The 17,504-nt window shown below is 70.1% G+C and carries 15 protein-coding genes; 7 read left to right on the forward strand and 8 right to left on the reverse strand.

Going from position 1 to position 17,504, the window contains the following annotated elements:
* Nucleotides 1–104: 104 nt before the first annotated feature.
* Together JYK02_RS26055 and JYK02_RS26060 are read left to right on the forward strand one after the other, a co-directional pair.
* Nucleotides 105–731 carry an MXAN_6652 family MXYO-CTERM-anchored protein gene (locus JYK02_RS26055; RefSeq protein ID WP_207054885.1) on the forward strand — a complete coding sequence of 209 codons (627 nt, stop codon included), beginning with the start codon at nucleotides 105–107 and terminating at the stop codon, nucleotides 729–731.
* Between the two features lie 78 nt (nucleotides 732–809).
* On the forward strand, nucleotides 810–1,691 hold the full coding sequence (locus JYK02_RS26060; RefSeq protein WP_207054886.1) for an endonuclease/exonuclease/phosphatase family protein: 882 nt from the start codon (nucleotides 810–812) through the stop codon (nucleotides 1,689–1,691).
* Nucleotides 1,692–1,694: 3 nt separating this feature from the next.
* Here the strand turns inward: JYK02_RS26060 and JYK02_RS26065 are convergent, their stop codons facing one another.
* Nucleotides 1,695–2,258 carry a hypothetical protein gene (locus JYK02_RS26065; protein ID WP_207054889.1) on the reverse strand — a complete coding sequence of 188 codons (564 nt, stop codon included), beginning with the start codon at nucleotides 2,256–2,258 and terminating at the stop codon, nucleotides 1,695–1,697.
* A gap of 220 nt (nucleotides 2,259–2,478) precedes the next feature.
* Between JYK02_RS26065 and JYK02_RS26070 the strand changes: the two genes are divergently transcribed.
* Nucleotides 2,479–3,111 (forward strand): ElyC/SanA/YdcF family protein, encoded by a 633-nt coding sequence (locus tag JYK02_RS26070; protein WP_207054891.1) that lies wholly within the window; start codon nucleotides 2,479–2,481, stop codon nucleotides 3,109–3,111.
* Between the two features lie 7 nt (nucleotides 3,112–3,118).
* On the opposite strand, the gene JYK02_RS26075 is transcribed toward JYK02_RS26070, so the two are convergent.
* Nucleotides 3,119–3,553 (reverse strand): MarR family winged helix-turn-helix transcriptional regulator, encoded by a 435-nt coding sequence (locus tag JYK02_RS26075; RefSeq protein ID WP_242588902.1) that lies wholly within the window; start codon nucleotides 3,551–3,553, stop codon nucleotides 3,119–3,121.
* 122 nt (nucleotides 3,554–3,675) lie between these two features.
* Here JYK02_RS26075 and modA point away from each other — a divergent pair, with 122 nt between their 5' ends.
* Genes modA through JYK02_RS26095 form a run of 4 tightly spaced genes read left to right on the forward strand, consistent with a single transcriptional unit; the run spans nucleotide 3,676 to nucleotide 6,824 of the window.
* Nucleotides 3,676–4,494 (forward strand): molybdate ABC transporter substrate-binding protein, encoded by an 819-nt coding sequence (gene modA / locus JYK02_RS26080; RefSeq protein ID WP_347402580.1) that lies wholly within the window; start codon nucleotides 3,676–3,678, stop codon nucleotides 4,492–4,494.
* On the forward strand, nucleotides 4,494–5,171 hold the full coding sequence (gene modB / locus JYK02_RS26085) for a molybdate ABC transporter permease subunit (RefSeq protein WP_207054895.1): 678 nt from the start codon (nucleotides 4,494–4,496) through the stop codon (nucleotides 5,169–5,171). Before modA ends, modB begins: the two co-directional genes overlap by 1 nt.
* Nucleotides 5,171–6,262 (forward strand): molybdenum ABC transporter ATP-binding protein, encoded by a 1,092-nt coding sequence (gene modC / locus JYK02_RS26090; RefSeq protein ID WP_207055342.1) that lies wholly within the window; start codon nucleotides 5,171–5,173, stop codon nucleotides 6,260–6,262. Before modB ends, modC begins: the two co-directional genes overlap by 1 nt.
* 34 nt (nucleotides 6,263–6,296) lie before the next feature.
* Complete coding sequence (locus tag JYK02_RS26095) at nucleotides 6,297–6,824, forward strand: hypothetical protein (RefSeq protein ID WP_207054896.1); 528 nt, start codon at nucleotides 6,297–6,299, stop codon at nucleotides 6,822–6,824.
* Here JYK02_RS26095 and JYK02_RS26100 read toward each other — a convergent pair.
* The 6 genes from JYK02_RS26100 to JYK02_RS26125 all read right to left on the reverse strand — a co-directional run bounded on the left by JYK02_RS26100 (nucleotide 6,821) and on the right by JYK02_RS26125 (nucleotide 17,440).
* Nucleotides 6,821–7,339, reverse strand: coding sequence for a hypothetical protein (locus JYK02_RS26100; RefSeq protein ID WP_207054897.1), 519 nt, complete (start codon nucleotides 7,337–7,339; stop codon nucleotides 6,821–6,823). The two genes, JYK02_RS26095 and JYK02_RS26100, sit on opposite strands and share 4 nt — an antisense overlap.
* Nucleotides 7,336–7,998 (reverse strand): pentapeptide repeat-containing protein, encoded by a 663-nt coding sequence (locus JYK02_RS26105; RefSeq protein ID WP_207054898.1) that lies wholly within the window; start codon nucleotides 7,996–7,998, stop codon nucleotides 7,336–7,338. Before JYK02_RS26105 ends, JYK02_RS26100 begins: the two co-directional genes overlap by 4 nt.
* A 68-nt stretch (nucleotides 7,999–8,066) precedes the next feature.
* On the reverse strand, nucleotides 8,067–10,505 hold the full coding sequence (locus JYK02_RS26110) for an isoamylase (RefSeq protein ID WP_207054899.1): 2,439 nt from the start codon (nucleotides 10,503–10,505) through the stop codon (nucleotides 8,067–8,069).
* A 173-nt stretch (nucleotides 10,506–10,678) separates the two neighbouring features.
* Nucleotides 10,679–13,327 (reverse strand): DUF4215 domain-containing protein, encoded by a 2,649-nt coding sequence (locus tag JYK02_RS26115; protein ID WP_207054900.1) that lies wholly within the window; start codon nucleotides 13,325–13,327, stop codon nucleotides 10,679–10,681.
* Between the two features lie 10 nt (nucleotides 13,328–13,337).
* Nucleotides 13,338–14,651 carry a hypothetical protein gene (locus tag JYK02_RS26120; protein WP_207054901.1) on the reverse strand — a complete coding sequence of 438 codons (1,314 nt, stop codon included), beginning with the start codon at nucleotides 14,649–14,651 and terminating at the stop codon, nucleotides 13,338–13,340.
* A 20-nt stretch (nucleotides 14,652–14,671) separates the two neighbouring features.
* Entirely contained in the window at nucleotides 14,672–17,440 is a 2,769-nt protein-coding gene (locus tag JYK02_RS26125) for a serine/threonine-protein kinase (RefSeq protein ID WP_242589241.1), read from the reverse strand.
* Between the last annotated feature and the right edge of the window lie 64 nt (nucleotides 17,441–17,504).

The following is a 17,504-nucleotide window of genomic DNA, read 5'->3' on the forward strand; positions in this document are numbered from 1 at the left end:
TGCCCCCGCGTCCCGGAGCAGTGTCGCCTGCTGCACTCCTCGCCGCGCTGCGCTAGAAGGAGGCCTCCTCGTCTTTCCTGATTTCCCCCCAGGAGGTCCATTCCATGCGGTCCATTCTTTCGTCCGTGGGCGCGGTCGCGGTGTGTCTTGTCGCGGGCTCCGCGTTCGCCAACTCCACCGGCATCAGCGGGCGCAGCGGCAAGCAGAGCGTGTCCTGCACCGCGTCCGGCTGCCACGGCGGCGGGACGAGCACCCCCACCGTGACGCTGGAGGGTCCCACGGCCCTGAAGGCGGGCGAGACGGGCCAGTACTCGCTGGTCATCAGCGGCGGCCCCGGCGCGAAGGCGGGCATGAACGTGGCCACGGACGGCGCGGCGCTGACCGCGGGCTCGGGCACGAAGGTGCTGAACGGCGAGCTGACGCACTCGCTGCCCAAGGCCTTCACCAGCGGCTCGGCGCGCTTCGACTTCTCGCTGGTGGCCCCGGCCACCAACGGCACCTACAAGGTCTACGCCGCGGGCAACTCCGTGAACGGCAACAACGAGGCCACGGGCGACTCGCACGCCAACGCCACGCTGGACGTCGTCGTCACCGGCGGCACCGACCCCAGCCAGGATGAGGGCGACGACGAGGGCGGCGGCTGCTCCGCGGCCACCAGCGGCGCTCCGGCGGTGCTCATCGCCGTGTTCGCGGCGCTGGCCGCGCGCCGCCGCCGCAACGCGAAGGGCTGAAGCCCGGCTGCCCTCCAGCCGTGCCCCGGGGGGCGGGACGACAGCGCGAGGGCGGGCGGCCTACCATCGCCCCCCTTGATGCGAACAAGCCCCCTCCTGACCGCGCTGTTCGTCGCGGGATCGCTGGCCTGTGCCTCCGGTCCCGCGGTGCGTCCCACCCTGTCCTCGGGTGTCACGCCCGTCGCCGTGGCCCCCAAGGCCACGCGTGACGCGGGCGCCCTGCGGGTGATGACCTTCAACATCCAGTCCGGCCTCAAGGGCCTGGAGCGGGTGGCGGACGTCATCCGGCAGGAGGCCCCGGACGTCGTCGCGCTGCAGGAGGTGGACGTGGGCTCCACGCGCGCGCACGGCGAGGACCAGGTGGAGCGGCTGTCGGCGCTCACTGGCCTGAAGTACCGCGCGCACTTCGGCACCACGCGGCTGTACGGCGGCGCGTATGGCATCGCGCTCCTGTCGCGCTACCCGCTGGCGTCGCTGGCGCAGTACCCGCTGCCCACGCCGAAGGGCGCGGAGCCGCGCACGCTGGCGCACGCCGTGCTGGACGTGGACGGGCGCGAGGTGAGCGTCTACGCCACGCACCTCATCCGCCGGCCCTTCAACGGCGCGGCGCGCGTGCGCCAGAGCGTCTTCATCTCCCAGTTGCTGGCGAAGGACGACCGGCCCCGGCTCTTGATGGGGGACCTGAACGATGATCCGGACTCGCGTCCGGTGCGCCTGCTGCGCCGCCAGCTCCAGGACGTGGCGCGCGTCACGCGCTCCGACGGGACGGGCACGTACCCGATGCCGCTGTTCCTGCCGTCCCTGCGCATCGACTACGTGATGGCGTGCGGCGCGTTCACGCCGGTGTCCACGCGCGTGCTGCGCGTGGGCGTGTCCGACCACTACCCGGTGGTGGCGGACCTGCGGCTTGCCCCCGCCGTCACGCCCGTCGTCGTGGCTCCGGCCGCCTCGGCGCCCTGAGGCTCAGGCGGCGGTGGGCAGGGTGAAGCGGTAGAGGACCTCCAGGTCCCCCTTGCTGAAGCCCTTGAGGACCTCGTGGTGGATCTCCTTGCGGCCGCTCAGGTACGCGAGGCCCCCGGAGGCGAAGCCCATCACGGCGAGCTCGAAGTAGACGTGCGGCCGGGGCACGCCGGTGATGCGCAGGTCCACGGAGTTGCCCTGCAGCTGCGCGGTCAGCTCGCCCTCGGTGAAGTAGCCCTTCCAGATGCCGGGGGTGAAGAGGGCGAAGCGGCGGAAGTCGTCCTTGCCGAACATCGTCTTGAGCTGGCCCTGGCTCAGCGCGTACTCGGCGGATTTGACGCCGTATTGCCAGTAGGCCTTGGTGTCGCCGCCGTAGAAGCGCTGGGTCATGGCCTCGTTGAAGCGCAGGAAGGCATCCGCCGGGATGCGCGACACGGGCATGATGAGCTGTCCGAAGATGGGGTCCCGCTTCGCCTGCTCCGCGACGAAGGACTTCCACGCCGGTTCGCCGAAGGCCTGCACCATCATGGTCTGCCGAGCCAGGAACGCGACGCCTTTGACATCCATCCGTATGCCTCCCACCGGCCGCTCCGGTTCGCCTCGGACCCCGGCCGGGTCATCTTTCGCATTGTGTCGTGAGACCCCCGCCCGGGCGATACGCATCGCGACAATTCACCGGGTCGTCCGTTGGACCCAACACGGTGAATCCTGTTCTCACGGACACAGTGCCGCACTGAAGGTGTATCCGGGGCCGCGGGATGTCCGGTGCAGGACTAGGGTCCCGGCGGTGCGGCCCCTTGCCCTGCTTCCCAGACCCGGTGGTGCGCGCCGGACGCTGCTCCTGTGCGCGGGCGTGCTCACGGGCGGCGTGTTCGGGCTCGCGTGGTGGGTGGACCGCTTCGGCCGGCGCGAGCACCTGGGCGAAGCGGACGTGCTGGTGGTGCTGGGCGCGCGTGTGTTGCCTGGCGGTGTCCCGTCCGGTGCGCTGCTGGCGCGCGTGGAGCACGCGGTGGCGCTGTACCAGCGGGGCGTGGCGCCGTGGCTGCTGTTGTCCGGCGGCGCGGGCCTCCATCCGCCGTCCGAGGCGCGCGTGATGCGGGAGCTGGCGGTGGCGGCGGGCGTCCCCGCGTCCGCGTGCGTGCTGGAGGAGGACAGCCACTCCACGCAAGGCAACGCGCGGTTCGGCGCGCGGCTGCTGCGGGAGCGTGGAGCGCGGCGGGTGGTGGTGGTCTCCGACCCGTATCACCTGCTGCGCGCGCGGCAGTGCTTCCGGCGCGAGGGGCTGGAGGTGGCCACGAGTCCGGCGCCCATCGCCGGGCGGATGCGCGCGCGGGACCGGGCGTACTGGACGGTGCGCGAGGCGTTCGCGCTGCTGCTGCATCCGCGCCTGTTGCTGGCGCGGGCGCCGGACGGGCGCTGAGGCGGCTTCAGGTGCCGGACGCGTCCGGCGCGGGGGTGTCCAGCTTCAGGAGCACCTTCTCCAGGACGCGGAAGAGGGCCTGGCGGTCCTCGGGGTCGAGCATGCCCATGACCACGCCCATCGAGCGGTGCATGGAGCGGTCGAGCTTTCCGAAGGTCTGTTTGCCCTTGTCGGTGAGCTTGCAGCGCACGACGCGCCGGTCGGTCTCTCCGCGTTCGCGGACGAGGTGGCCTTCGCGCTCCAGGCGGTCCACGACGCCGGTGACGGTCTTCTCGGTGACGCCCAGTCGCTTGGCCAGCTCGCCCATGGTGAGCGAGCCGTCCAGGCCCAGCCACAGCAGGGCGTGCACCTGGGGCGGCGTGAACTGGAGCTGCTCGCAGGTGCTGGCGATGGGGTCACGGAGTGAGCGGCGACGGCCCAGGGAGAACATCAACTCCTGCATCCGGTCGACGTCCTTTGACAGCGCTTCATCCTCTTTATGGATATTCCGTGACACAGAGTATTCATTAGCGGCGAGGTGCGTGCGGGTCAACTTGTAGGCTGTCGGAACATCTGGAGGTGCAGGTGCTGCGACGTGCAGGGTGGGCGCTGTTGCTGGCGTGGGTGTCCGTGTCGACCGCGCGGGCGGAGGAGGTGCTGGTGTTCGCGGCGGCGAGCACGACGGATGCGCTCCAGGCGCTCGCGCCCGCGTTCCAGCAGGCGTCGGGGCACCGGGTGCGGTTCGCGTTCGGCCCCTCGAGTGACCTGGCACGTCAGGTGGTGGCGGGGGCGCCCGCGGATGCCTTCCTCTCCGCCGACGAGGCGAAGCTGGACCTGGTCGACCGGGCGGGGCTCGTGCAGGCGGGCTCGCGGGTGGACCTGCTGTCCAACCGGCTGGTGGTGGTGGTGCCGGTGGGGTCGGCGGTGAAGGTGGCCGGGCCGGCGGACCTGAAGGGGTTGAAGCGGGTGATGCTGGCGGAGCCGGCGGCGGTGCCCGCGGGGGTGTACGCGAAGGCGTGGCTGACGAAGGCGGGCGTCTGGGCGGACGTGGCGCCGCGAGTGGTGCCGGCGGTGGACGTGAGGGCCGCGCTGGCGGCGGTGGAGGCGGGGAGGGCGGACGCGGGCGTGGTGTACGCGACGGACGCGGCGAACTCGAAGAAGGTGCGGGTGGTGTTCACGGTGCCGGAAGGAGACGCGCCGCGCATCGTGTATCCGGCGGCGGCGCTGACGCAGGGCAAGGCGCCTGCAGGAGGGCTCGCGTTCGTGCGCTTCCTCCAGACGGAAACCGCGCGAAAGGAGTTCCGCCGGCTGGGCTTCCTGGACGCGAGCGCGGCGAAGGCCGCGCCGGATGCGGGAGTGATGGACGCGGCGCCTGATGCAGGGAAGAGGACATCCGCGCCGTGATGGATGAAGGGCTGACAGGGCTGGTGCTGTTCACGGTGGCGGTGGCGGCCCTGTCCACGGCGCTCATCCTGGTGCCGGGCGTGGCCTCTGCGTATCTGCTCGCGCGCTGGAAGGGACCGGGGCGCGGCGTGGTGGAGACGGTGCTGGCCCTGCCGCTGGTGCTGCCTCCGACGGCGGTAGGACTCGTGCTGCTGGAGTTGCTCGCGCGGGACTCGGTGCTGGGACGGCTGTTGGATGCGCTGGGCATGGAGGTCGTGTTCACGCCAAAGGCAGTCGTGTTGGCGAGCGCGGTGATGGCCTTCCCACTGCTGGTGCGTTCCGCTCGAGCGGGCTTCGAGGAAGTGGATCCACGGCTGGTGGCGGTGGCGCGCACGCTGGGGGACACGCGTACACGGGCCTTCTTCCGCGTGACGCTGCCGCTGGCGTGGCGCGGAGTGCTCACGGGAGCGCTGCTCGCGTTCTCACGGGCGCTGGGAGAGTTCGGCGCCACGGTGCTGGTCGCGGGCAACATCCCGGGCCACACGCAGACGCTGTCCCTGGCCATCTTCCAGCGCACACAGTTGGGCCAGGATGCGGAGGCAATGAAACTCGCGGGTGTCGCGGTGGTGCTCGCGTTCGGAGCCATGTACGTGACGGAAGTGGTGACACGGCGTCGCGGAGCCCGAGGGCTCGCGTGATGGAGCTGTCGCTGCGGCTGCCCCTGGCTCGCTTCACTCTGGAGGTCGAGGCTCGCTTCACATCCGCTTCCGTGGCGGTGCTTGGGCGCTCGGGCTCCGGGAAGACTTCGCTGCTGGAAGTCCTCGCGGGCCTGCGACGGGGCGCGAGAGGTCGCGTCGTGGTCGATGGCCGTGTGCTCCTCGACACGGCCTCCGGTGTGGACGTGCCTCCCGAAGCGCGCCGCATGGGCTACGTGCCGCAGGACGCATTGCTCTTCCCGCACCTCACCGCCGGACAGAACGTGCGCTTCGGCGTGCGCGCCGGACGGCCGTCACGCGTGGACGAAGCCGTGCACCTGCTGGAGCTGGAACCCCTCCTGCACCGCTACCCCGTGACGCTGTCCGGAGGCGAGAAGCAGCGGGTCGCGCTGGCCCGGGCGCTCGCCACCGACCCCGCGCTGCTGCTGCTGGATGAACCCCTGGCCGCGCTGGATGTCGCGTTGAAGGAGCGCGTGCTGCCGTACCTCTTGCGCGTTCGCGACGAAGCCCGCGTGCCGCTGCTCTACGTCACCCACCAGCTCGGCGAAGCACGTGCCCTGGCCCGCGAGGCCCTGCTGCTGGACGGCGGCGCGGTGAAGGCCGTGGGCCCCGCGGACTCGGTGCTCGGCACGGTGGCGCGCGGCCTGCTCACTGGTGAGCCCGAAGAGAACATCCTCGAAGGCACGCTGGAACATCCTGACTCTGGAGGCACGCGGCTGCGTGTCACAGCGGGCCTGTCGCTCTGGGTGCCAAATGCGCCGGAGCTGCCCCACGGCACCCGCGCCGCCTACGCCGTACCCGCCGAGGACATCCTCCTGTCCACCGGACCCCTCACCGGCGTCTCCGCTCGCAACGTACTCGAAGGCACGGTGACGAAGCTGGAGGACGCGGGAGCAGGGGAGTGCGCGACCCACGTGGACGTGGCGGGCATCCACTGGGTCGTCCGCCTCACGCACGCCGCCGTGCGCGAACTCGACATCACGCCAGGTCTGCGCGTGTACCTCGCGGTGAAGTCCTCCGCCTGCCGTCGGCTGGCCCAGGGGGCACGCTTGTCCGGTCCGGCCGCGACCTGACGTCTCTCGGTCGCCCACAGCAGGAGTGACCGTGATGGACCTGTACGCCTACACCTATGTCGGACCCGAGGAGATCCGCCGCGCCGTGATGGCACATCCGGCCGGCGCTTCCATCCGCGCCCAGGAGGACCTGGACCGCTGGCTCCAGGACCACCCGGAAGCCGGCGAGGAGGGCGCGACCTGGGTCGTGGACCTCACGGGCTGTCTGCGATTGGCGCCGCGCCGGTCGGAACACGTCGCGTGCGCGGGAGGCGAGGAGGTGCTGGCGGCGGGCGAGCTTCACTTCCAGCGAACCGCGACCGGATGGGTCATCGCGGAAGCTTCGAACCAATCCACGGGCTACTGCCCGGACACGGACTGCTGGGACGCACTCTCGCTCGCGCTGACCCGGGCTGGCCTCCGGGGTCCCCCGGGCTTCACCCATGCCATCACCTTCCGGCGGTGCACCCGCTGCGGCGAGCTCAACCTGGTGAAGGAACAGTGGTTCGTCTGCATGTTCTGCGACGCGGACCTGCCGGCCCTCTGGAACGTCGCCCCACGAAGACGCGTGGTCGTGGGCTAGTCACCGCGCGCTTCGGCTTCGAACCGGCGATGCGCGGCCTCCATCCGCTCCAGCGCGTCCCGCAGCTCGCGCTCGATGTCCTCGCGCTGGGACTGCACCAGGTCTTCCGGAAACCCCATGCGCTCCAGCAGGTTGAGCTGCATGAAGAACGTCTCGCACGGCCAGGGGCCGTTCGCTCCATCCAGGAACTGGCCCCCCTTGAAGAGGAAATCTCCCCAGGAAAGCTCGCCGCGCCGATAGCGGAGGAACAGGCACGCCAGGCGGTCCGCATCCCTCGCGCGGCGTTCCTCGGGAGTGGCCGCGAACGGAAGCATCGGGATGTCGAGGATCAGCCCCAGCGCCGTGTCGGCATCCGGCGCCGTGCACATTTCCAGCAGCCAGAGCGGTGGAGCATCCAGCTTCATCACCCACGCGTCCGCCCAGGCGATGATTTCCTTGAGCCCGACGAGCCTCATCTCCACCATCGCGCCAATCCGCACGACGGCGGCCATGTCGAACGGCGTGCCGTCCTTCACCGCTTCGCTCCCGGCTTCTTCGCCCCGCCGCGCCCCGCCGTCTTCGCGTGGTAGCCCTCCACGCGCATGCCCAGCTCATGCACCACGGACATCGCCGTGTCCTGCGGGATGCGCGTCTCCTTCAGCTTGTTCCTCGCCGGGTCGAGCACCAGCCCCGTGGCGCCGGAGAAGTCCGTCCGGGTCAGCGTGCAGCCCCGGAAGTTGCTGCCGGTGAGGTCCGCGCCGCTGAAGTCCGCGTCCGTCAGGTCCATGTCGAAGAAGTTCGCCTCGCGCGCCACGCAGCGCACGAAGGACGTCTGTCTCAGGCCCAGCCCCACGAACGAGCTGTAGGGCATGCCGCACTCCTCGAAGTTCACCTCCGGGTTCGCGGCCACGCCCGTCCAATCAATGCCCATGAGCTTCGAGCCCTCGAAGCGCACGTCCCGCAGCCGGATGGCGTTGAAGTTCGCGCGCGTCAGGTTGCAGCCCTGGAACACGCACGCCTCCAGCAGCGCGTCCTTCCACCGGACCTCCTGCAACTCGCAGTTCAGGAAGGTGCACCGGTAGAACTCCTTGTCACCCAGGTCCACCCCCTGGAGGTCCAGTCCCTCGAAGGTCTCCCGCTCGAAGGAGTCCTCCTGCTGGAGCCGCTTCACCACCGCGCTGTCGTCCTGGGCCATGCCCGGCGTTATACCGGAGCGAAGAACCCGGCCCCATCACAGAGGCCGGGTCCTCCATCGACTTCAGGCTACTTGGCCACCAGCACCAGCACGCCGCGGCCGCACAGGCCGTAGGTCGCGGCCTCGCCGCCAATCAGGTCCGCGGCGCCCGGGTTGAGCAGCACCTGGTTCGCGCCCCGGCTCTCGATCCACGAGCAGGTGTCCGTCACGCGGTACCACTGCTTGCCCGTGCCCGGCCACGGCAGCGAGAAGTTCACGTTCGCGGACCAGCCGTTGTACGCGACGTAGATGGCGCTCACCGTCTCACCGGAGAACTCCGTCGCGTCGATGCGGTAGGCCAGCGCGTGGTTGCTCGCGCTGTCGAAGTACGCCGCGTCCGGCACGAAGCCGTCCGGCTTGAACCAGCGGTGCTGCTCCATCACGTTCCCGTTGGTGTCCGCCGCGTTGTAGAAGCCGGCCGGACGCAGCGCAGGGTGCGCCTTGCGGAACGCGATGAGGTTCTGGGCGAACAGGCGGAAGTTGGACTGGTCCGCGCTCCACGCGTAGTCCAGCCAGTTCTTGTTCGAGTCCAGGTTGTACACGTTGTTGTTGCAGTACTGCGTGCGCAGGAACTCGTCACCGCCGGTAATCATGGGCACGCCCGCGCTCAGCATCAGGAACGCCAGGCCGTTGCGCGCCGCCTGCCGCTGGAGCACCGCGCTGCCGCCCTGGTCCCAGCTGTGGTTGCTGTCCTCGCCACCGTCGGACGGGCCGTAGGGCCACGACTGGGTGTTGTTCTTGCTGTTGCACGAGTACAGGTCCTTCAGGGTCATGCCGTCGTGGGCCACCATGAAGTTCACGGACGCGGCCGGCTTGCGGCCGTCATCCGAGTACAGGTCCGACGAGCCCGCGAAGCGCGTGGCCAGCTGCCCCGGCGTCACGTTCTCCGAGCCCAGCTGGTTCTGGTCCTTGCGGAAGGTGTCGCGGAACGCGCCGTTCCACTCGCGCCACTTCGCCGGGAAGTTGCCCACCTGGTAGGAGTTGCCGCCAATGGCCCACGGCTCCGCGATGAAGTCCGTGCCCGCGCCGCCCGCTTCCGGCCGCGGATCCAGCTGCGTGGTGATCTGATTGAGCGCCGTGTTGGCGTTGTCGCGGTTGTACTCGTAGCCGCTGTGCGTGGCCGTCTCGTGCTCGTAGATGTTGCCCAGCACGGACGCCAGGTCGAACCGGAAGCCGTCCACGCCCAGCGTGTCCTTCCAGTACGACAGCGAATGCAGGATGACGTTGCGGGCCGTGGGATTGAACGTGTTGAAGTTGCCGCCCACGCCCGTGTTGTCCCAGTTGAACTTCATGTCCTTCGTCAGGCTGTAGTACGTGGGGTTGTCCAGGCCCCGGTACGACATGACGTTGTACGTGTTCGGGTCTCCGCTGATCCACCCGCCGCCCTCGCCGGTGTGGTTGTAGACCACGTCCACCAGCACCTTGATGCCGGCGTCGTGGAACGCCTTCACCATGGCCTTGAACTCGCGCGTGGGGCCGCCCGGCGTCTGGTCGCACGCGTAGCGGCGGTCCGGCGCGAAGTAGCTGAGGTTCATGTAACCCCAGTAGTTGTCGCCCGCCGTGCTCGCGACCGTGTCGTTGTTGCCGTTGTCCGTCTCATGCAGCGGCAGGAACTCCACCGCCGTCACGCCCAGCGCCGCCAGCGCCGCGGCCTTCTGGCCCGCGGTCTTGTAGGTGCCCAGACAGGCGGCATCCAGCCCGGAGCCGGTGTCCTGCTTCGTCAGGCCGCGCAGGTGCACCTCATAGACGATGTCGTCCTTGAAGGCGCGCGTGGGCTTGGTGCCGGTGGCCGTGGTGTCCGGCGCCAGCACGATGCCCTTGGGCGCGAACGGGCCGGAGTCCTTGTAGCGGTGCAGCGGACCGGACGCGAACACCGTGGCGTCCGTGTTGCTGGGGTTCACCGGGTCGTGCGACAGCTCCAGCGCGTACGGGTCCCACAGCAGCTTGTTCGGGTTGAAGCGGTTGCCCGAGGCGTCCACGTCCGCGATGTAGCCCACCGTGTTGTTCGTCTTGCTCCAGGCGGAGTTGTACGTCCAGTTGGGGCCCCACGCGCGGTAGCCGTAATAGACGGTGCCGGTGACGCCGTAGGTGTTCTTCAGCGTGGAGACGGACACGGTCTTCGACCAGACGTTGGTCGTCGTGTTCTTCGTCATCACGTAGCTGACGACCTCTTGAGCGCCCTGGGCCGTCTTGTAGATCCACAGCTCGATGCGCGTGGCGCGCGACGAGTACACGTTGAAGTTGATGTTGGCCTGCGTGGCGTCGTACTTCGCGCCCAGCGTCCAGGTGAGCAACTCCTGCTCGCGCTGCGCGGTGTCCTCCACGGCGGGCGCCGTGGGGGCGGGGGCATCGGCGGGGGTTTCAGCGGCGGCGCAGGAGACCAGCGCCGAGGCCAGGCCCGCGGCGACGAGGGGATGCCACCGCGTGAGCCAGGGGCTCCGGCGGTGACGACGGGGAGGGGTCATCATGGATGTGGCTCCAGACGCGGCAATCGGGGTTCACGACCGCTGCAAGGCCACCGGGCCCGCGACTGCCCGGGGCCGTCCGGTTCACCACCCCCACGACGGTGAAGTCAACCGCACGTCCCCCCACCCGCGCCCCTCCGCGCGCCCACGTACAACGCCGGACATGGCTCGGTGCGTCATGGCTCCGGGATGCAGGTCTTGGAGGCCCCGCACACCAGGCCGCGGGTGCAGTCCTCGTCGCCCACGCACTTCGTGCCCTCGGGGCAGTCGTAGCCGCTGCCGCCACTCAGGCCGACCACCTTGAAACCGCTGGCGGTGATCTTCTCCGTCATCGCCTGGTTGCCGATGGAGCCCTGCAGCTTGTGGGTCACGTTCACGTTGGCGCTGCCGCTCGCGACCGACGCCTGGATTTCGAACGGCTCCGTCACGGCGTTGATGGCATCCCGGATCCGCACGGCGACCTGCGTGGCGGTCATGGAGCTGTCGATGGTGAGCCGCTGGTTGTCGGCGTTCTTGAGCTTTCCATCGCGGTCCACCTCGAAGGTGACGGGGGTGTTGATGCCGTCGCTGATGGTGAAGGTCTCCGTGTCGTTCATGTTCAGGTTGTTGGAGGCCGTGATGGTGCCGGTCGCCGCCTGGAGCGTCTTCGTCTTGCAGTTGGCGCTGCACGAGCCGCAGGTGGCGGTGTTGCCGTCGTCGCAGACCTCGTTCGCGTTGTTGAGGTCCTTCACGCCGTCGCCGCAGACGTTGCCCTCGAGCGCGAGGACCTGCCGGCAGTCCTTGCTGCACCGCTCGCACTCCGCCGTGCCGTAGGGGCAGGCGCCCTCCGTGGTGGTGTTGCCGTCGTCGCAGGCCTCGTTGTCCGGGTCCTTCACCGTGTCACCGCAGACGTTGCCCTTGGCCGTAAGCACCTGCTTGCAGTCGAAGCGGCACACGTTGCAGCTCGCCGTGCCGTAGGGGCAGGAGGTCTCCGTGACGGTGTTGCCGTCGTCGCAGACCTCGTTCACGGTGCTGGGGTCCTGCTTCTTGTCCCCGCAGATGTTGCCCTTGAGCTCGAGGATCTGCCGGCAGTCGTTGCTGCACTTCTGGCAGTCCTCGACGCCGTAGTCGCACGCGGTCTCCGTCTTCGTGTTGCCGTCGTCGCAGACCTCATTGTCGGGGTCCTGCACGCCGTCGCCGCAGGTGTTGCCCTTGCGCTGCAGGCTCTCCTTGCAGTCGAAGCGGCACACGGTGCAGTTGGCGGTGCCGTAGGGGCAGGCCTCCTCCGTGGTGGTGTTGCCGTCGTCGCAGGCTTCGTTGGTGGCGTCCTTCGCCTTGTCGCCGCAGACGTTGCCCTTCAGCTCGAGCGGCACCTTGCAGTCGCCGCTGCACGCGTCGCAGGTGGCGGTGCCGTAGGCGCAAGCGGTCTCCGTCTTCGTGTTGCCGTCGTCGCAGGCCTCCGGGCGGTCCGGCCCGTTGACGTTGACCACGGTGTCGCCGCAGACGTTCGGCTTGCAGGTGCCCAGGCAGTCGTCGTCGTCGTTCGTGTTGCCGTCGTCGCACTGCTCCTTCGCCGCCGTGTTGATGAGGCCGTCGCCGCAGGCGGTGGGGGTGCAGTCGTTGTCGCAGACGGCCGAGTTGAACCCGTCGTCGCACAGCTCGCCCGCCGCGGGGTTGAGGATGCGGTCGCCGCAGACCGCGACCGAGCAGTCCGCGTTGCAGGTGCGGGAGTTGCCCGCCGTGTCGCACGTCTCGCCGCGCGTCGTGTTGGTGAAGCCGTCGCCGCAGAAGGCGACGGTGCAGTCCAGGTCGCAGGCGGGGCTGTTGACGGGGCCGGGGTTGTCGCACTGCTCGCCGGCCGACGTGTTCACCACGCCGTCGCCACACTTGCGCAGCGTGCAGTTGGCGTTGCAGTAGTCGGACTCGCCCTTGTCGTCGCACTGCTCGCCCGCGGTGCGGTTGAGGATGCCGTCGCCGCAGACGCGCACGGTGCAGTTGACGTTGCAGGTGGGGGACTCGCCCTTGTCGTCGCACTGCTCCTCGCCGTCGCGGACGCCGTTGCCGCAGCCTTCCGCGGAGCGGCAGTCCGCGCTGCAGCCGTCCTCGCTGACGTTGTTGCCGTCGTCGCAGATTTCACCCTTGATGGTGTCCACGACGTTGTTGCCGCACGTCTCGTTGGACTTGCAGTCGGAGCTGCACCCGTCGCCGTTGACGTTGTTGCCGTCGTCGCACTTCTCGCCCTTGGCCGTGTCCACGTAGCCGTTGCCGCAGCTCTCCAGGGAGCGGCAGTCCGCGCTGCACCCGTCGCCGCTGACGGTGTTGCCGTCGTCGCAGCGCTCCTCCTTGGAGGGGTCGGTGTACTTGTTGCCGCAGACCTCGGTGGACAGGCAGTCCGCGCTGCACCCGTCGCCGGAGGTGTTGTTGCGGTCGTCGCACTTCTCGCCCACGGCCGTGTCCACGACGCCGTTGCCGCACAGCTCATTGGACAGACAGTCCGCGCTGCACCCGTCGCCGTCCACGGTGTTGCCGTCGTCGCACTTCTCGCCCCGCGACGGGTCCGGGATGCCGTTGCCACACGTCTCGTTGGACTTGCAGTCGCGGCTACAGCCGTCGCCGTCCACGACGTTGCCGTCGTCGCACTGCTCGTCGTCCTGGGCGACGCCGTCGCCGCAGTCCGTGGAGATGCAGGTGTCCTGGCTCGCGGCGCACCGCAGGCCTTCCGGACACACGAGCCCGGAGGCGCAGTCCACGGTCGTGGGCTGGAAGCACGAGGTGAGCAGCAGCAGCGGCGCGGCCATCAGCAGCAGGGCGCGCGCCACGGGAGAGGAGGAGGGGACGCGTGTCATGCGCAAGACCTCAGAAGCGGAACGTGGCCACGGCACCGCCGGAACCCGCGCCGAGGAGCGGCGTGACCTGCACGGTCGCCGCCTCCTGGCCCGGTTCGATGCGGTACGGCTTGGGTTGGTTGAGGACGGCGAGCACCGCGCCGGTGACGAGCACCGCGCCACCCACCGCGTACCCGGCGATGGCGCCGGTCTGCATCAGGTTGCCCTGGGAGCGCTCGTCGGCGACGGCGGTGGGCGGCACGCAGCCGCCGCACTCGGCGATGCCGGACTCGAAGGCGCGGAAGTGGTCGCGGGACTGCATGTGGAGGAAGGCGCTGCCGCCCGCCACGGCCATGCCCGCGCCCATCACCAGCCAGGGCATCGCGGCGGACCAGCGGCGCTTGTAGCGGATGAGGTCGTCGGACGTGAAGAGCTTCAGGTCCAGCGTCGTCGTCTCACCGGGCAAGAGCGTGCGGCTCTGGTCGCTGGGCACGTAGCCCGTCATCGTCGCGACGATGCTGTGCGCGCCGGGACGCACCAGCGCCTGGTAGCGGCCGGGGGCCACGAACAGCGGCTGGCCGTCCATCGTCACCGTGGCGCCGGGCGTGGCGCAGGTGATGTCCACCCGCGCGAGCTGCTTCTCCACCAGCGTCTTGTAGTTGCGCGCGTACTCGTACTTCTCCTTCTCCAGCGGCGCCGGCCCGTAGCGCAGCGCCGCCACCAGGTGCTCGTGCACCTCCACGGGCTGGTCCAGGTTCATCAGCGCCAGCGCGAGGTTGTAGTGGATGGCCGGGTGGTCCCAGCGCGCCAGCGCCTGGCGGTACTTCTCCACGGCCTGCACGAAGATGGATTCCTTCAAGAGCGCGTTGCCCTCGCCGAACAGCGCGAGCGTCGCGTCCTGGTCCTCCCGGGAGATGTCCTTCGCCCAGGGGCGGTCTTCCAGGCCGGCCGGGCCGCTCAACGAGCCCTCCAGCGTGCTGCTGGCCTGCTCCTGCCGGGACTCGCCAGCGGCCTTCGGCGCGGGCGGCGGGGGAAGGGGAAGGGACTCGGAGAGGGGAGCGTCCGTGGAAGCCTCGGCGGGCGTCTGGGCGGCCTCGGCGGCGGAAGGCTTGCGGCGGCGCTTGCCTCCGGTGCCGGACAGCTTCGTCGTGCCCGGGGCCTTCGCCGCGGTGGACTTCTTCGCCGCGGTGGCCTTCTTCGCGGTGCCCGGCGTCTTCGCCACGCCCGCCTTGCGCGTGCCCCGGGACGTCTTGGTGGTGCCGGTGCGTGGCGCCGGCTCCTGCGCCCATGCGGGCACCGTCTCCAGCGTCAGCAGCACCGACAGCACGACCGCGGACCTGCGCATCACCCTGTTCACGTTGCTTCTCACTTCAGGACCTCGATGACGGGACTGCCCAACTGGTTTTGCAGACGGGAGACGCGCTCCTTCTCCCGCTTGAGCAACGTGGAGAGTTCTTCCGCGGCGCGGAGGGCTTCCTCGCGCGCGTCACGCGCGGTGGCGGCGCTCTCCTCGGCGCGCTTCTTGGCGAAGCGGGCGCGCAGCTGCGCCTCCTGGGCGCGCTGGAGCGCGGACACCAGCTCGTCGTTCTTGCTGAGCAGCTCCTGGTTCGCCAGCGCCACCTGCGCGTTGGCCTCCTCCGCCGCTGCTTGCGCCTTCTGTCGCTCCAGCTCCTTGGCCTGGACCTCCGCCAGCCGCTGCTTGGCCTCGGCCTCCGCGCCCCGGGCCGTGGACTCGGCGGCGCGCGCGATGATTTCGGCCGCCTGCGCCGCCTGGGCCTGACGCTCGGCCTCCTGCTGCGCGTTGCGGATGACGATGAGCGCCACGATGGCCGCCACCACCAGGAGCCCCAGGAACGTCGCGCTGCCGATGAGCAGCACCTGCTTCAGCCGCCGCCCCTTCTTCGCCTGCGCGAACACCGCCGCGAGGAAGTCCTGCTGCAACTGGGGCAGCTCTCCCCGGTAGCGCCGCTGGAAGCGCTGGGCCTCCTCCACCAGCTCGCCGCGCCACAAGAGGTGCGCGTCGAAGTTCTTGCCCTGCCACTGCCGGGCCGCGTTGCGCAGCTGCTCCAGGAACGCGGAGTCCTCCTGGCCCTCGTCCAGCCAGCGCCGCAGCGTGGGCCAGCTGTGCAGCAGGGACTCGTGGACGATCTCCACCGTCGCGCCCGTGGCGCCGCCGCCGGTCTGCACCACCAGCAGGCGCGCCTGCACCAGGTGGTCGATGAGGCGCTGCATCTCGCCCGTGTCCTTGGTCAGCTCGCGCAGCTCGTCCAGGGACACGATGGCGCGCGTGCGCTCCGGGGTGACGAGCCGCAGGAAGAGGGCGCGCACCAGCGTGCGCTCCTGCGTGGACAGGCTCTCCAGCACGCTGTCCGCGTGGCTCGCCAGCGCACCGGCGATGCCGCCCATGGCCTGATAGGCGCTCTCCGTGAGCAGGCGGTTCGTGGTGTCGCGCGCCTCCCACAACTGGGTGGCGGCGAACTGCAAGAGCGGCAGCGCGCCCTGGCTCGCGTCCAGGTGCTCCAGCATGCTGGACACCATGGCGGGGCTCTCGAACTGGTAGCCCGCGCGCTCGGCCGGCTGCACCAGCGCGTCCTTCAGGCCCTCGCGGGCCGGCGCGGTGAGGAAGAAGAGCCCCTGGCTGAGCTCCGCCATGAAGCGCTCGTCCTCCGGCACCCGGTCCAGGAAGTCCGAGCGGATGGAGAGGATGACGCGGATGGGCGTGGTCGCGTCGTCCGCGATGCCGGACAGGCACGCGGTGAAGGCCAGCCGCTCCTGCGCGTCCGGCACCAGCGTGTACAGCTCCTCGAACTGGTCGATGAAGACGAGGATGCGGCGGCGCTCCCGGCGCGCGCGGCTGCGCAGCACGTTGCCCACGTAGCCGGGCTCCGCGCGCAGCCGCTCCACCAGCCGCTGCTGCTCCTGGAGGTCGTCCTCGATGGTGGTGGACGAGCTCATCAGCGGCGCGACGATGCTGGCCAGCGCCGACAGCGGGTTGCGCCCGGGGCGGATGACCAGCGCCTCCCACGGCGTGCCGGAGCGCTTGAGCACGGGCACCAGGCCCGCGCGCACGAACGACGACTTGCCCGTGCCGGACGGGCCCACCACGGCCAGCAGCGGCCGGTCGTTGATGCGGTTCACCAGCGCGGCGATTTCACGGGTGCGGCCGAAGAAGCGGTCCGCGTCCGCCTCCTGGAAGGAGCTGAGGCCCGCGTAGGGGCTCTCGTCCACGCGCAGCTCGCGGCTCATGCGGCCGGGCAGGAAGGGCTCCAGCGCGCGCAGCAGCGAGGCCGCGTCCGGGAAGCGGTCCTCCTTGCGCTTGAGCAGGCAGCGGTCCACGACGGCCGCCAGCTCCTGGGGCACGTCCGGCGCCATGCTCTTCAGCAGCGGCATCGGTTCATCCAGCATGCCCGTCACCATCAACTGCGGACCGCGCAGCGGATCCAACGGGTGCTTGCCGGCGAGCATGCGGAACAGCATCAACCCCACGGCCCAGATGTCCGTGCGGTTGTCCACGGCGACCCCGATGCCCCACTGCTCCGGGGACATGAAGGCCATGGTGCCCATGATGGCGCCCTTGCGGGTGAGGTTGGACACGTCCTCGCCCATGCCCTCCACGGAGTGCAGGCGCGGCTGGGCCTGGGGCGTGCCGGTGCCGGCGGTTGCCTCCGGCGGGTCGTCACCCTGGAGCACCTTGGCGATGCCGAAGTCGAGCACCTTGATGGCGCCCGAGTCCGTCACGACGATGTTCTCCGGCTTGAGGTCGCGGTGGACGATGCCCTGCTCGTGGGCGCACACCAGCGCCTTCACCACCGGCACCATCAGCTCCACCGCGCGCGCGGGAGGCAGGCGCTGGTTGCCCAGCACCTTCGTCAGCGGCTTGCCCTGGAGGTACTCCAGCACCATGAACGGGCCGCCGGTGAACTCGCCGACCTCGTAGATGATGACGATGTTCTCGTGGCTGCACCGCGCGGTGGCGCGCGCCTCCAGGATGAAGCGCCGGGTGATGTCGGCGTCCTCGCTGTGCAGGAACTTGATGGCCACCCGGCGCCCCAGCCGCACGTCGCGTGCGAGGAACACCGTGCCCATGCCGCCGGAGCCCAGCTCGCGGATGAGCTCATAGTGCTGCAGGCGCATGCCCGGGCGCAGCGCGTGGCCCTGGATGGACGGCCCGGTGTCGTTGCCGGTGTCACCCGTGCCG

Origin of the sequence: Corallococcus macrosporus, assembly GCF_017302985.1 — a bacterium.
GTDB classification, from domain to species: domain Bacteria; phylum Myxococcota; class Myxococcia; order Myxococcales; family Myxococcaceae; genus Corallococcus; species Corallococcus macrosporus_A.